Origin of the sequence: Paenibacillus sp. MER TA 81-3 (assembly GCF_023713585.1) — a bacterium.
GTDB classification, from domain to species: Bacteria; Bacillota; Bacilli; order Paenibacillales; family Paenibacillaceae; genus Paenibacillus_B; species Paenibacillus_B profundus.
This window is the reverse complement of the sequence record NZ_JAMAWB010000028.1, coordinates 40,520-52,942: the sequence shown is the minus strand read 5'-3', so window position 1 is coordinate 52,942 and position 12,423 is coordinate 40,520. Positions and strand designations below refer to the sequence as shown.

Annotated in this window: 14 protein-coding genes; 12 read left to right on the top strand and 2 right to left on the bottom strand. The window is 51.6% G+C overall.

The window, feature by feature from the left end; all coding sequences use genetic code 11:
- Positions 1–23 precede the first annotated feature (23 nt).
- The 8 genes from M3650_RS27730 (at position 24) to M3650_RS27695 (ending at position 7,290) form a co-directional block, all read left to right on the top strand.
- Positions 24–827, top strand: a complete 804-nt coding sequence (locus tag M3650_RS27730) for an ATP-binding cassette domain-containing protein (protein ID WP_251579429.1) — start codon at positions 24–26, stop codon at positions 825–827.
- 53 nt (positions 828–880) lie between these two features.
- Positions 881–2,134 (top strand): acyl-CoA dehydrogenase family protein, encoded by a 1,254-nt coding sequence (locus tag M3650_RS27725; protein WP_251579427.1) that lies wholly within the window; start codon positions 881–883, stop codon positions 2,132–2,134.
- Between the two features lie 647 nt (positions 2,135–2,781).
- Entirely contained in the window at positions 2,782–3,537 is a 756-nt protein-coding gene (locus tag M3650_RS27720) for a nucleoside phosphorylase (protein ID WP_251579425.1), read from the top strand.
- A 74-nt stretch (positions 3,538–3,611) separates the two neighbouring features.
- Positions 3,612–4,208 carry an ECF transporter S component gene (locus M3650_RS27715; RefSeq protein WP_251579423.1) on the top strand — a complete coding sequence of 199 codons (597 nt, stop codon included), beginning with the start codon at positions 3,612–3,614 and terminating at the stop codon, positions 4,206–4,208.
- Between the two features lie 27 nt (positions 4,209–4,235).
- Positions 4,236–5,003 carry an energy-coupling factor transporter transmembrane component T family protein gene (locus M3650_RS27710; RefSeq protein ID WP_251579421.1) on the top strand — a complete coding sequence of 256 codons (768 nt, stop codon included), beginning with the start codon at positions 4,236–4,238 and terminating at the stop codon, positions 5,001–5,003.
- The gene (locus M3650_RS27705) at positions 5,000–5,890 is read left to right on the top strand and encodes an energy-coupling factor ABC transporter ATP-binding protein (protein WP_251579419.1); all 891 of its coding nucleotides are present in this window, start codon (positions 5,000–5,002) and stop codon (positions 5,888–5,890) included. The genes M3650_RS27710 and M3650_RS27705 overlap by 4 nt, the downstream gene beginning before the upstream one ends.
- Complete coding sequence (locus M3650_RS27700; RefSeq protein ID WP_251579417.1) at positions 5,883–6,680, top strand: energy-coupling factor ABC transporter ATP-binding protein; 798 nt, start codon at positions 5,883–5,885, stop codon at positions 6,678–6,680. The genes M3650_RS27705 and M3650_RS27700 overlap by 8 nt, the downstream gene beginning before the upstream one ends.
- Positions 6,681–6,996: 316 nt before the next feature.
- Positions 6,997–7,290, top strand: coding sequence for a hypothetical protein (locus M3650_RS27695; RefSeq protein WP_019421164.1), 294 nt, complete (start codon positions 6,997–6,999; stop codon positions 7,288–7,290).
- Between the two features lie 8 nt (positions 7,291–7,298).
- Here the strand turns inward: M3650_RS27695 and M3650_RS27690 are convergent, their stop codons facing one another.
- Positions 7,299–7,769, bottom strand: a complete 471-nt coding sequence (locus M3650_RS27690; RefSeq protein WP_233698462.1) for a GNAT family N-acetyltransferase — start codon at positions 7,767–7,769, stop codon at positions 7,299–7,301.
- 227 nt (positions 7,770–7,996) lie between these two features.
- Here M3650_RS27690 and M3650_RS27685 point away from each other — a divergent pair, with 227 nt between their 5' ends.
- Positions 7,997–8,860 carry a sulfurtransferase gene (locus M3650_RS27685; protein ID WP_019421166.1) on the top strand — a complete coding sequence of 288 codons (864 nt, stop codon included), beginning with the start codon at positions 7,997–7,999 and terminating at the stop codon, positions 8,858–8,860.
- A gap of 123 nt (positions 8,861–8,983) precedes the next feature.
- Here the strand turns inward: M3650_RS27685 and M3650_RS27680 are convergent, their stop codons facing one another.
- The gene (locus M3650_RS27680; RefSeq protein WP_251579415.1) at positions 8,984–10,063 is read right to left on the bottom strand and encodes an NAD(P)/FAD-dependent oxidoreductase; all 1,080 of its coding nucleotides are present in this window, start codon (positions 10,061–10,063) and stop codon (positions 8,984–8,986) included.
- Between the two features lie 534 nt (positions 10,064–10,597).
- Here M3650_RS27680 and M3650_RS27675 point away from each other — a divergent pair.
- Genes M3650_RS27675 through M3650_RS27665 form a run of 3 tightly spaced genes read left to right on the top strand, consistent with a single transcriptional unit; the run spans position 10,598 to position 12,383 of the window.
- The gene (locus M3650_RS27675; protein WP_251579413.1) at positions 10,598–11,191 is read left to right on the top strand and encodes a TetR/AcrR family transcriptional regulator; all 594 of its coding nucleotides are present in this window, start codon (positions 10,598–10,600) and stop codon (positions 11,189–11,191) included.
- Between the two features lie 30 nt (positions 11,192–11,221).
- Entirely contained in the window at positions 11,222–11,404 is a 183-nt protein-coding gene (locus M3650_RS27670) for a hypothetical protein (protein ID WP_251579411.1), read from the top strand.
- Complete coding sequence (locus M3650_RS27665) at positions 11,397–12,383, top strand: alpha/beta fold hydrolase (protein ID WP_251579409.1); 987 nt, start codon at positions 11,397–11,399, stop codon at positions 12,381–12,383. The genes M3650_RS27670 and M3650_RS27665 overlap by 8 nt, the downstream gene beginning before the upstream one ends.
- The last annotated feature ends 40 nt before the right edge of the window (positions 12,384–12,423 follow it).

The following is a 12,423-nucleotide window of genomic DNA, read 5'->3' as shown; positions in this document are numbered from 1 at the left end:
ACAGATGAAGGAGGGACGGACTTATGGGTATAAATGCAGCGCGTCCGTGGTCTGCCTTGTCGCCGAAAACTGGGGAGACTACGGCAGCAAAATCAGGTTCTGTGGCGGGAGCGGAACTACGAATAAACGGTGTCAGCAAATCATTTGGGGAGCAGCCTGTTCTGCATGAGCTGAACTTGACGATACAAGAGGGGCAGTTCGTAGCCGTGGTCGGTCGCAGCGGCTGCGGCAAGAGTACGCTTCTGCGCTTGTTGGCTGGATTGGAACTGCCGACCGCAGGCGGCATCACGATAGACGGAGAAGTGGTGAACGGGCTGCGTGAGAGCACGACGGTCATGTTCCAGGACAGCCGGCTCATCCCCTGGAAGACAGTCATCGATAACGTGGGGCTCGGATTGAAGGGAGACTGGCGGCCGCGGGCCGAAGCAGCACTACGGCAGGTGGGGCTGGACAATCGTAAGCACACTTGGCCGAATACACTGTCAGGAGGGCAGAAGCAGCGTGTCGCATTGGCTCGTGCGCTCGTGCGCAAGCCCAAGCTGCTGCTCTTGGATGAGCCGCTTAGCGCGCTTGATGCTTTAACGAAGCTGGAGATGCAACAGCTCCTTGCATCGCTGTGGGGGACTCAGCGTTTTACGACGCTGCTCGTAACCCATGATGTCAATGAGGCGGTCCGGCTCGCCGATCGCATTCTGCTCATTGACCGTGGCCGCGTTGCCTTGGATGTCGTCAATGACATCGCTCGGCCGCGTCAGGTGACGGACACCGCCTTCGGCAAACTGGAGAAGCGGGTGCTGGAGCGAATATTTGAGGAGCAATCCAATTAGGCGAGCAGACGGGGAACAGAGCATACACAGCAGATAAGCGGAGGTGAGCCGTAGTGGCAAAGGTGACAGAGGATGCGGGAGTACGAATCATTGAGGGACGAAAAGATGCGGCGGCAGGGAAGGTGTCTGGTGAGGAATGCAAGGTGAAGCGGGGACTGAAGCAGATTGACCGCATCGCGGAGGAGATGCGTGCAGATGCGCAGGAGCTCGACGAGCAGCACGGCATCCCGGTGCTGCATGTAGACTCGCTGCGTCGTATCGGGTATCCGGCGTGGAATGTGCCGGAGGAGTATGGCGGTCAAGGCATGCCGCTCACTGCGTGGCTGGCGGCGCAAGAGCGTCTCGCGCAGGGCAATCCGTCCGTGGCGCTCGGTATCGGCTGGCACATGGGCATCGTGCATGACTTAGCGGAGAAGCGGCCGTGGCCTGAGCCGATCTTCGCCGATATAAGCCGCCGCATTGTGGAAGAAGGCGGGCTCATCAACCGCGCGGCGATGGAGGTTGGCGGAGGCAGTCCTTCAAGAGGGGGGAAGCCGCGCACAACGGCGCAGCCGCTGGCTCAGGGCGGGTATGTGGTGAACGGACGTAAAACATTTACTACGTTTGCTCCGCTCTTGCAGTGGTTTATTGTGACGGCGACTGTCGAAGGTACGAACGATGTCGTCGATCTGATTATTCCTCGTGAAGCTGAAGGAGTGTCCATCGAGTGGACGTGGAACATGACAGGCATGCGCGGAACGGCTAGCCATGATCTTCTGTTGGATAATGTGTCAGTTCCAGAGGAGGCGCGAGTCATGCTGCACAGCTTGGAGGATGTTCGCAGGCCAAATCCATATCTGCTGCATATTCCAGCGTGCTATTTAGGCATAGCAGTGGCGGCGCGTGACGAGGCGCTGTCGTTCTCAACGACATACACGCCGCCTTCATTGCAGCATCCGATTGCCAAGACGGCCCATGTGGAGCGCCTGTTGGGCGAGATGGAGGTGGATTTGATCGCGGCAAGGCATCTGCTCTATGGTGTGGCAAAGGAATGGGAAACGAAAGGCTCGGAGCAGCCACCCCAGCGGCTTACGGATCTTGTTGCAGTGAAAATGTTCGTGGTGCAGACGGCGTTGTCGGTCGTGGACAAAGCGATGCGCATCGTAGGCGCGCACAGTCTGAGCATGGATCATCCGCTGCAGCGCATGTACCGGGATGTTCGTTTCGGGCTGCACAATCCGCCGATGGAGGATATCGCGCTGCAGCAGTTGGCACGGCGTGCGGTACATGTGTGGGAGCAGGCTAAGCGGCAAAGTAACGGAGAGTGAAGGGCGAATGATGGGAAGGCAACGGTAAAAAAATAGTGTTGATAAGGGGGAATCGCCGCAGATTCTCCCTTTTTTCTTATTTAGAAATGTTTAAGTTATGCTGGTTCCATACATTGCCGCACTCTCCCCTTCGTTCAGAAGGCAGCCCTTCCTTTTAAAATGAGAACATGCTGCCGATCTGCCGTACGTTAGCCCTTAGCTCCATTCTCCCACACAGTCAGGAGGGATAACGAAGGGGAACAGGTTCATGCCGTGTCGTACGGGGGTATCATGCGATGAAACGGTCAATCATGACGGCAGTTCACAGAGCCGTCATTAGATGTGCTGCCTACTGATGGAAGGGGAGAATGAAGCAAAGAGATGGATGAGGCGAAACACCGTCAGTCTGAAGGTGCTGTTGCATGAACGGAGCAGCTCGTTATGATACAGAAACCAAAGAAAGCGCTATCAAAAAAATGCGGACAGGTATACTTGTTCTGTCATTTGGTAAGGGAAAACGATATATTTGAGGTGGGACCATGAAGCCTTCCGACTGGACTGAAGTAAGTTGAATTCTTCGAGGGCGTCCCTGACATGGGTAAGCTAGAAGAGGAAGTGAAAGAAAGAAAGAAAATGGAAATAATTATAACAATTGGAGGAACGATAATATGCAATCCGTACAACCTCACATTCGTATCGGAACTCATATGACCCAAGCGCGCTATGCCGTTCTTCCGGGTGACCCGAAGCGTGTCGGAGCGGTAGCCCATTGGCTGGATCGCGTCGAAGAGCTGACGTTCAACCGGGAATATCGCTCCATTCGGGGATGGATTGATGATGATGTGGAGGTGATCGTCATGTCCACGGGAATGGGCGGAGCATCTACTGGCATCGCTGTCGAAGAGCTGAATCGCCTAGGAATAACGACGCTTATTCGCATTGGAAGCTGTGGCGCGCTGCAGTCTGGCATACAGCTTGGTGATATCGTCATCGCAGCCGGAGCGGTGCGCGACGACGGGGCGTCTGCGGCTTATATTGATAAAGGGTATCCGGCCATTCCGGATCCGGAGCTGCTGTGCGCGCTGATGCATACTGCTGACGAGCTGAAGCTGCCATGGCATTGCGGCCGCATTCGCAGTCACGACAGCTTCTATACGGACCGGGAGGAAGAAATCGACCGCTACTGGTCAGGGAAGGGCATTTTGGCCGCCGATATGGAAACATCCGCATTGTTTGTAATTGGAGGCTTGCGGGGAATGCGTACGGCATCCATACTTAATGTTGTGGTCGAGCACGAAGGCGACCTGAAGCAAGGCATTAACAACTTGGTGGCTCAGGAAGACGCATGCGCACTTGGCGAAGAACGTGAAATCCGGCTTGCCTTAGAGGTGATTCGAACGGATGCACAGCGCTTGGCGCGCTAATCAGATCAGGATACGGCAATACGGAAGCAACCTTAATAATTAGTATCTATCCAAATGTTCTAGGAGGTATGATTATGTCCAAACGAAGTATGTGGTCCATCTCCACGGCAGCGCTAGTATTGATTCCCGTAGCTGTCGGCATTAATTACATAGGAAAATTATTTGCAGGCGTGCTGAAGCTGCCGCTATGGCTGGACGCCATCGGGACGGTACTGTCCAGTATGCTGGCGGGGCCAGTTATCGGCGGGTTGTCAGGGCTAATCAACAACATCATTTACGGCTTAACTATGGATCCCATTTCATTCGTCTATGCGCTTACGAGCGTGTTCATTGGATTGGCAGCCGGGATTATGGCGCATAAAGGGTGGATATCAAGCTGGGGTAAAGCCGCTGTCGTCGGTCTGGTGGTCGGCTGTACGGCGGTCGTCATCTCCACGCCGCTCAACATTTGGTTCTGGGGCGGACAGACGGGGAACTTATGGGGCGACATCGTATTCGGCTATGTGCTTAATGCGACGAAGTCGGTATGGCTGGCTTCTTTCGTTGATGAGCTAGTCGTCGACCTGCCAGACAAATTGCTAACGGTGCTGGCCGCTTATGGCATATACCGCATGCTGCCGAAGAGTCTGATTCACATGTACAAAAATAATGACAACATTGAATCTCTATAACGGCTTATTCAAAAAGGTGGGAAAAGCATGAAATCAATGAGCCTGTATGTTGAGCGGGAGTCTACGGTGCATCACATCGATCCCATTACGAAGCTTGTCTATATTGCTGCTGCCATCGCGCTGCCCATTATCTTGCCATCCATCCATACGGCATGGATTTGCATGCTCATTAGTTTCGTCATCCTTGGTTTGGGGAGGGTGCTGACACGATCGCTCCCCATTATCGGCTTCGTCGGCTTCATTTTGCTGACGGTCGTCATCATTCAAGGCTTCTTTCATGTTGGCAACGAGACGGTGCTATTCCGATTAGGCTCCTGGCCCTTCTATGAGGAAGGGCTCCTATTTGCCATGGGCATTACGTTCCGCGCATTGAATATTGTAGGGGCCTTCCTCATTCTCGTATTAACGACTAAGCCTTCTGACCTGGTGGAATCCTTAGTGCGCAAAGGCTTGTCTCCCCGAATTGGGTATGTGTTGAATTCGGTGTTCCAGATTATTCCGCAAATGATGTCCACCGTGGATACGATTACGGATGCGCAGCGTTCTAGAGGGATGGAGACGGAAGGGAAGCTGATGACGCGCATTAAGGCGTTTCTCCCGCTTATCGGACCTGTCGTGCTCAGCTCGCTCATGGATACGAAAGAAAGGACGCTGGCGCTGCAAGTGCGCGGCTTCAACGTGAAGGGAAGCAAGACGTTCCTGAACGAAGAGAAGATGTACCGGCACGGTTCTGCCATGCGTTGGAGTATGCTGGCGATTGTGATCGGTGCCGTGATTTGGAGGGTGATCGCATGAGTCTCATTGAAGTGGAACATCTCAAATACCGCTACCCCGCGACAGAGAAGTTGGCGCTGAATGATATTTCACTGACGGCGGAAGCGGGTGAATTGATCGGTATTGTCGGGGAAAATACGGCTGGAAAGACCACCTTCTGCCAAGCGTTGGTCGGTCTGGTGCCGCACTTCTACAAAGGCGCATACGGAGGCAGCGTCCGCATCGGCGGCATGGATGTCAAGGAGAGCGGCGTGGACGAGACGATTCGCAAAGTCGGCATCGTCTTTCAAAATCCGTTCACCCAAGTGACCGGATCGAAGCTGACCGTATACGAGGAGATTGCCTTCGGTCTTGAACATTTAGGCATTGCGAGACAAGACATGATGGAGCGCATTGATCATGCGCTGCATTTGCTCGATATTGAAGCGTATAAAGACCGCGCTCCCTTCGATTTGTCGGGCGGTCAGATGCAGCGCATGGCCATTGCAAGCGTCATCGCGATGCGGCCGCAGGTCATCGTGCTCGATGAACCGACGTCTCAGCTTGACCCGCAAGGGTCAGAGGAGGTGTTCCGCGCCATTCAAAGCTTGAGCCGCGAGGGCATAACGGTCATTTTGGCTGAGCATAAGATGGAGAAGCTTGCTGCTTATGCCGATCGGATCGCGCTGCTTCATGAAGGGATGCTGATCGATTATGATACGCCCTCCCGTATATTTTCGCGCAGCGATTTGGTTGAGTACGGTGTAGAGCCGCCGATATATACACGAGTGTGTCAAGCGATTGGCTTCCGTATGCTGGATATGGATACGTATCCCGTAACGCTGGAAGAAGCGCAGGCGGCATATGAAGCGCAGCACAGCGCAATCTCGGCTTCATCACACGAAGAGCAGGGTGGACGTCATGATTAAAATACAGGATGTATGCTTTGGATATAACGAGGGACAGGACGTATTGCAAGGCTTGACACTTGAGTTCGATCAGCGTACGACAGCCATCATCGGTCAGAATGGCGCTGGCAAGACCACGTTGGTCAAGCTGCTGAAGGGGCTGCTCAAGCCGACCGGCGGGGATATTTGGGTTGCTGGAGTCAATTCGAAGGATGTCACCGTGGCTCAATTGGCAGGCAAGATCGGATTGGTTTTCCAAAATCCGAATGATCAAATTTTCAAGCGCACGGTGTTGGAAGAAGTCATGTTCGGGCCCTTGAATCTGAAGGTGGAGACCGCGGCTGCGAAGCAGCAAGCTCTGCAAGCGCTCGATATGGTCGGACTGGCCGATCAGACCGATGTCAATCCACATGATCTGGGGCTATCGGAGAAGAAGCTGATTAGCATCGCTTCGATCGTTGCCATGAATACCGACATTATCATTTTGGACGAGCCGACGATTGCGCAGGACGCTGCGGGGAAACGCCGCATCGCACAAATCATTGAGCAGCTGAGCCAAGAGGGCAAGCTGGTCATGACCATATTGCACGATATGGACTTTGTTGCCGCGCACTTTGAACGGACGATCGTCATGAACAGAGGAAAAGTGGTGCTGGATGACAAGACGAGAGAGGTGTTCTCTCATCAGGATTTACTGAGAGAGGCTTGCTTGGATACCCCTTACGTCACACAGCTGGGTAAGCAGTGGGGCTTGCCAGAGACGGTCTTGACTGCTGAAGAGCTGATTGCCGCCATGAAGAGGCCGCGATAGCGCAGACATTATATTCTGTGTCACCCAACCAACGATTGGAAGCACTTTGTCTGATTGCAAGACAGGGAGAAATGAATAAAAAAGGGGACTGATCGCACTGTTGCTTATTGCGTCCGTAAGCATGGCCGCGTGCAGTTCTGCCTCCACACCATCGCCGAACGAAACATCACCCCACGCAATGGGAGACGCAGGATAAAACGAAGCAAGGCGATTCAGGGGCAGCTCCGGAGCGCCCTTTTTTCGTCCAACATTCGAGCGAGACGGGGGAGATGTGCTACAATACGGTTAAGTTGATTTGAGGGGAGTTAGCAAGCAAATGGGCGTTGCATTCGGAAGACTATACAAAGACATCTTGGAAGAATTGACGGTGGCGGTCGGGCTTATCCCTGACGGATACACCTTTTTTGACATGACGGAAGAAGAGTGGACCGCACTTGGTGACACAGAACGACAGGAAGTGTTGGAAGCGCTCGCAGATGATGTGTTTTACGGATTGGGACAGGAGAAGCTGCTCTTTATCGGCAGCGGCAGTGTCCAGCATGATCCGAAGTTCCACATTATAGAAGTCGTGGTGGACAGCGAAACGGTGGCTACGATACAGCTGACTTAAATAGGGTGTTACCGCTCTGCCTCTTCAGCTAGCGGATCGAACACCATGCAGTAGAATTGTCCATGTCCGGTCGGAGTTGGCCGTTCATACGTATCGGTAATCCGAAATCCGGCTTTCTTATATGCGCGAATGGCGCGCTCGTTCCAAGTCAGCACTTCCAGATCAATCTCATCCTCTGGATGACGGCGGAGGGCTTCATCTGCAATGACTTGGACGAACGATGCGCCTTGACCTTGACCGAGCATATCGGGGCGCATGCCCAAGCCTAAGCGAGTGACGCCGACGAGCGGGAACAGCTGCGCGAACCCTGCAAGTTCGCCTGCAGTATTGGTAACGGAGACGTATTGGTCGCGTCGGATGTCAGGGTCGCCCATTTCTATGCCGAGCGCTTTCGTCTGATTCCACGGCAGGAAGCCGTACAGGTGATAGGGCGGCTCATATGTCCACGCGCAGATCTGTTCCGCATCTTCTTCTGTCATCGGGCGTACGCCGAATGGGGAGGATAAGGAATTGGGTGCAGCCGCATCTGGCTGAGGAGCTTGGCTGTCAGAATATTGGTCTGAACTATGGGATGATGACATGGATTAGACCCCCTTCAGGTATATGATAATATTGTGACAGGTTTGGATTCAATTGACAATATACATGCGGGCGGTTCAAATAGAAGAATAGGGTGCTGCGGCGCCCGTTAAGAGGGGGAATCGAAATGAAGCAGCAGACATGGATGATCTCATTCGAGGAAGTGCAGTCTCTGTTGGGACAAGCCAGAGTTGTCATTGCAGACTGCCGCTTCTGGCTGGCAGAGCCGGAACGCGGGCATGCCGCCTATGAGGAAGGACATCTTCCTGGCGCGATCTACTTTAACTTGGACCATGATTTGTCATCGCCTGTGGGCGCTCATGGCGGACGGCATCCGCTGCCTTCGCCAGAGATGCTCTCCAACAGGCTGGGGGAACGTGGGATTGACCGTGATACGACTGTCATTGTCTATGATGACCAGGGCGGGGCGATGGCGAGCAGGTTATGGTGGCTGCTGCAATATGTAGGACATCAGGGCATCGTTAAAGTGATGGACGGCGGCTACAGCGATTGGGCGAAGCTCGGCTACCCGATAAGCACGGGACAGCCATCCCCGGCTGCCCGCATATATGAGCCGCATGTCCGTCCAGATCTGGTCATACATATGAAAGACGTAAGAGAACGGCTGGGCCGTCCGGGTGTCGTGCTGATCGATTCACGCGAGCCTGCGCGATATGCAGGAGAATCGGAGTCGATCGATCCGAAGGCAGGCCATATTCCCGGCGCGGTGAATCATTTCTGGCGCTATGGTGTGGACGAGACGTCGGGACGATGGAAAGCCGTCGGATCGCAGCGTGAAGCGTGGGATCGGCTCGTGAAAGAGGCGGATGAGATTATCGTGTACTGCGGTTCAGGGGTTACTGCTTGCCCGAATGTGCTATCCTTGTGGCAATCGGGTTATCCGCGCGTCAAGCTGTATGCGGGAAGCTGGAGCGATTGGATTAGCTATGAGGAGAATCCAATTGCGGTGGGGGAAGAGGAGAAGGCGTAAGCAGTTATACAGGTTGTAACACGGAGTACGTCGTCGCTCATGTAACGATGTACTCCTTTGCTTTGTGTCCAGGAGTGTCGAGGTCAATTTGCACGTGCATGCAATTCCACTTGATTCACAACCTCACGCGCGAGAAACAGCGGGGTCATCCCTCGTGTGGTCCTTAAAACGGGAGAGTCGACAAGGGACTAATTCGCTTCTTGATTCCCGATTGATTATTTCACTTGCAGCCAGACGCGCAATCAGCGGCGCCAGCGTAATTGCAGAATGCATCACTGTCAGATAAAGTCCCTTTATGTGATCATGGAAGCCCACGATCGGATAGCCGTCTTCAGGCATTGGTCTCATCCCGACCTGGATGCTTTCCAGTTCCAATTGATTCCCGCCCTTCAGACTGCGACGCAACGTCTCGAATGCTCGCTTGCCGACCGCCTCTGGCCCGTTTTCTTCCGACTCGTCGATATAATCTTCCGCAGCCAGCAGCGTATGATCCGTCAGTTGACGCGCTTCAAATTGCGCATTTGAGATTAATGTGCGTATCAGCTTATTCGCAGTTTTCATCCGAATCAGAATGGAAGGCGACGGCGTTACCGGCACGGGACAACCTAACGGGTTGCAAAGTTCGGGTATGCCTGTACCTGCGGCCAATACCACGACATCCGACTCCAGAAAACCCTTGGACGTGTGGACGCCGACCAGGCAGGAATCTTCTTGCTGCAGCTGTGTAACGGTGGTACCGAACTGAACCTTTGCTCCGTACTCCCGCGCTTTGCTCAACAACAGCTCCGTTAACCCTATCGGGTCCACCGCACCTTCTTCGCTGACAAACATCGCTTCATCCGGATATTCCTTCAGATTCGGTTCCAATGCCTCAAGCTGCTCCCGGTTTAATTTTTGAAAACGGAGTTGCTCCCTTAGGGGCGGATTGTCCCAAGTCAGCGCCCCGTGCCAATGAATTTTCAGTTCGGACAAATCTCGCTGAAGCGCATGATATTCTTCACAAGCCGCATCGTATAAATGCCAGTATTCGGGAGCCACCCTATGCGTCGTATGTATCCAGGCAAACGATTTTTCCGTGACTTCACGCGCCGCGGCGGGGTGTCGTTCAATAACGGTTACATCTTGATTTCGTTCGGCCAGATGATAGGCTACGGACGCCCCGGCAATTCCTGCGCCAATAATCACGATTTTTTGTTTTCTCAATAATGACTCCCCCTTTGTCACCTTATTGTAACATAGGCGTCATGATAATCCGACGTCCTAACATACGAGGGCAGCTGGAGCGATTGGATTAGCTATCCGGACAATCCGGCAGCCACTGGGAAAGAGTAAAGCTGAAGAGCCCGCGTCTGGCGAGGCCACTGAAAAACTTATACTATTAATTTTGTAAAATGAAATTAACTTGATAAAGGCGATTTTTCATATCCTGAATGGAAAGTCGCCTTTATTTATGTTCTTCTCTACCTCTTTTACTTCATAATTGTCAATATTCTTTTGAGATTGACAGCGAATATGGCCATTGCTCCTTGCATGTGCATGCCAACCAGACCCGAGGAAGATGCTACATCATACCTGTAGGGCTTCCGCAATAGCTTAACTCTATATTAGCGAACTTAAATCAACTTTAAAAGAACCTTGAAATAAGTTGAAAAAACATCTTGTAAGAAGCAGAAAAAGAGGTTAATATATTTTTATTGACTGTATAGTTAATTTATAGTCATTAAAAGGAGGGGGATTATGCCTAAGATTGTTACCGAACATGAAAAAGAAATGGTGAGAGAAGCGATGTATACAAAAGGGATTGAACTGATTCGCAAAAAAGGCGTAAAGCGGGTTACTGTGGAGGATATCACCATTGCGGCAAATATCGGTAAAGGTTCCTTTTACTCGTACTACAATTCCAAAGAAGAACTCCTCTATACGATTATCAAAAAGAACGAGAATAGAATGTTTGAGAGAGTGGAATCCGTTTTGTCCAAAAAAATAAAATTGAAAGAAAAGCTTATAAAGGCATTGAAGGAAATCTATCTGGCAGCGGACAGTATTGTTCTCTACGTTTCTCCATCGGATATAGAGTATCTGCTTCGTAAGCTTCCAGATGAGGCGGCAGACTGGGAAGCATTAAAATCAAACGACTATTTTAGCAGGACCTTATCGCTTTGCGGCATTGACGAATCGGGATGCGAGATTGATGTGCTTGCATGTTTAATGAATGCGCTCCATTTTATTGGTTCGCAAGATATGCCTTTTGGTGAGCGGGGAAGAGAGAAGGCCTTGGATATACTCGTCCATTCCATTGCCGACTACATGGCGGGGGGAGCCAAGCAATGAGAGAATTTCTAAAGAAATACAAACTGTTGTATGGGATTGACCACAATTGTTCCGTTGAGCGGAACCGCGGTCATATCGGTTATCGGAGGTACCTATGAGCGTTTTATTGATAGTTTTAAGCGGATTGCTTATATTAATGGTTTGCTTGGTTCTGTTTGTCCAGTACAAGAAAAAGAAGAAGGCAAATCAAATTCGGATTACTCCCATGAGTAATGGCATTGATTGCAGGGAATTCGTAACCATCGGCGGCATTTCGCAATATTTGCATCATCGGGGCGAGGACATTGACAATCCTGTGATGCTGTTTTTGCATGGCGGCCCGGGAGAGCCTATACTGCCGTTCGCCCAAGAGTTTCAGATCCCGTGGGAGAAGCGCGTCACGGTCGTACATTGGGATCAAAGAAACAGCGGCAAAACCTATTTCAATAATGATCCGAAACAAGTTGCGCCAACAACCACGGTTGACCGTATCGTTCAGGATACTTATGAAATTGTGAAATATTTAGAAAAAAAGTATCACAAAGAGAAGATTATCATTTTGGGACATTCATGGGGCTCGGTGCTAGGCAGCCTGTTCAGTAAAAAATATCCGGAGCTAGTGCAGGCTTATATCGGCGTCGGACAGGTTGTCAATATGATTGACAATGAACGCGTCGGGTACGAAAAAGTACTGGAATCAGCAAAAGAAGCGGGAAACGACAACGATTATCAAGCTCTCCTTCGTTTGGAACCATACCCTCCCCGCGCATTCGATGATGACATGATCAGGAAACTTAAGAAGGTTCGAAAATTCCAAAGAAAATATAAGTTAGCGGCCGGTCCAACAATGGAATTGATCGGCAATGTTTTATGTTCACCATTTTATACGTTCAAGGATATGCGTTATTTCTTTATCTCCGGGGCATTTAGTGTCGGACAGCGTCATATTTGGAAATATTTAATGGAATCATTTGATTTGTCGTCGATGGGCGCTGCGTTTGAAATACCTGTCTTTTATGTACATGGCGATCGGGACTGGCAAACTCCCTATCCGCTGGCACAGGAATTCTTTGCAACCATAGAAGCTCCGCTCAAGCGGTTTTACTCCATACCGGATGCAGGACATATTGCCATGCTTGAACGAAAGGAGGCATTCAACGAGGCGTTATTTGATATTTTGGAGCGAACGAATGTTATGGCGACGGCCAAGTGAGTCTCTGTACAGGGCTCCGTTAATACAGTCGGATGCGCTT

Excerpts from the sequence above, each read along its gene's own strand:
- M3650_RS27730 (WP_251579429.1), top strand. The coding sequence starts at position 24 with ATGGGTATAAATGCAGCGCGTCCGTGGTCTGCCTTGTCGCCGAAAACT.
- M3650_RS27720 (WP_251579425.1), top strand. The coding sequence starts at position 2,782 with ATGCAATCCGTACAACCTCACATTCGTATCGGAACTCATATGACCCAA.
- M3650_RS27715 (WP_251579423.1), top strand. The coding sequence starts at position 3,612 with ATGTCCAAACGAAGTATGTGGTCCATCTCCACGGCAGCGCTAGTATTG.
- M3650_RS27710 (WP_251579421.1), top strand. The coding sequence starts at position 4,236 with ATGAAATCAATGAGCCTGTATGTTGAGCGGGAGTCTACGGTGCATCAC.
- M3650_RS27705 (WP_251579419.1), top strand. The coding sequence starts at position 5,000 with ATGAGTCTCATTGAAGTGGAACATCTCAAATACCGCTACCCCGCGACA.
- M3650_RS27700 (WP_251579417.1), top strand. The coding sequence starts at position 5,883 with ATGATTAAAATACAGGATGTATGCTTTGGATATAACGAGGGACAGGAC.
- M3650_RS27695 (WP_019421164.1), top strand. The coding sequence starts at position 6,997 with ATGGGCGTTGCATTCGGAAGACTATACAAAGACATCTTGGAAGAATTG.
- M3650_RS27690 (WP_233698462.1), bottom strand. The coding sequence starts at position 7,769 with ATGACAGAAGAAGATGCGGAACAGATCTGCGCGTGGACATATGAGCCG.
- M3650_RS27685 (WP_019421166.1), top strand. The coding sequence starts at position 7,997 with ATGAAGCAGCAGACATGGATGATCTCATTCGAGGAAGTGCAGTCTCTG.
- M3650_RS27675 (WP_251579413.1), top strand. The coding sequence starts at position 10,598 with ATGCCTAAGATTGTTACCGAACATGAAAAAGAAATGGTGAGAGAAGCG.
- M3650_RS27670 (WP_251579411.1), top strand. The coding sequence starts at position 11,222 with ATGGGATTGACCACAATTGTTCCGTTGAGCGGAACCGCGGTCATATCG.
- M3650_RS27665 (WP_251579409.1), top strand. The coding sequence starts at position 11,397 with ATGAGTAATGGCATTGATTGCAGGGAATTCGTAACCATCGGCGGCATT.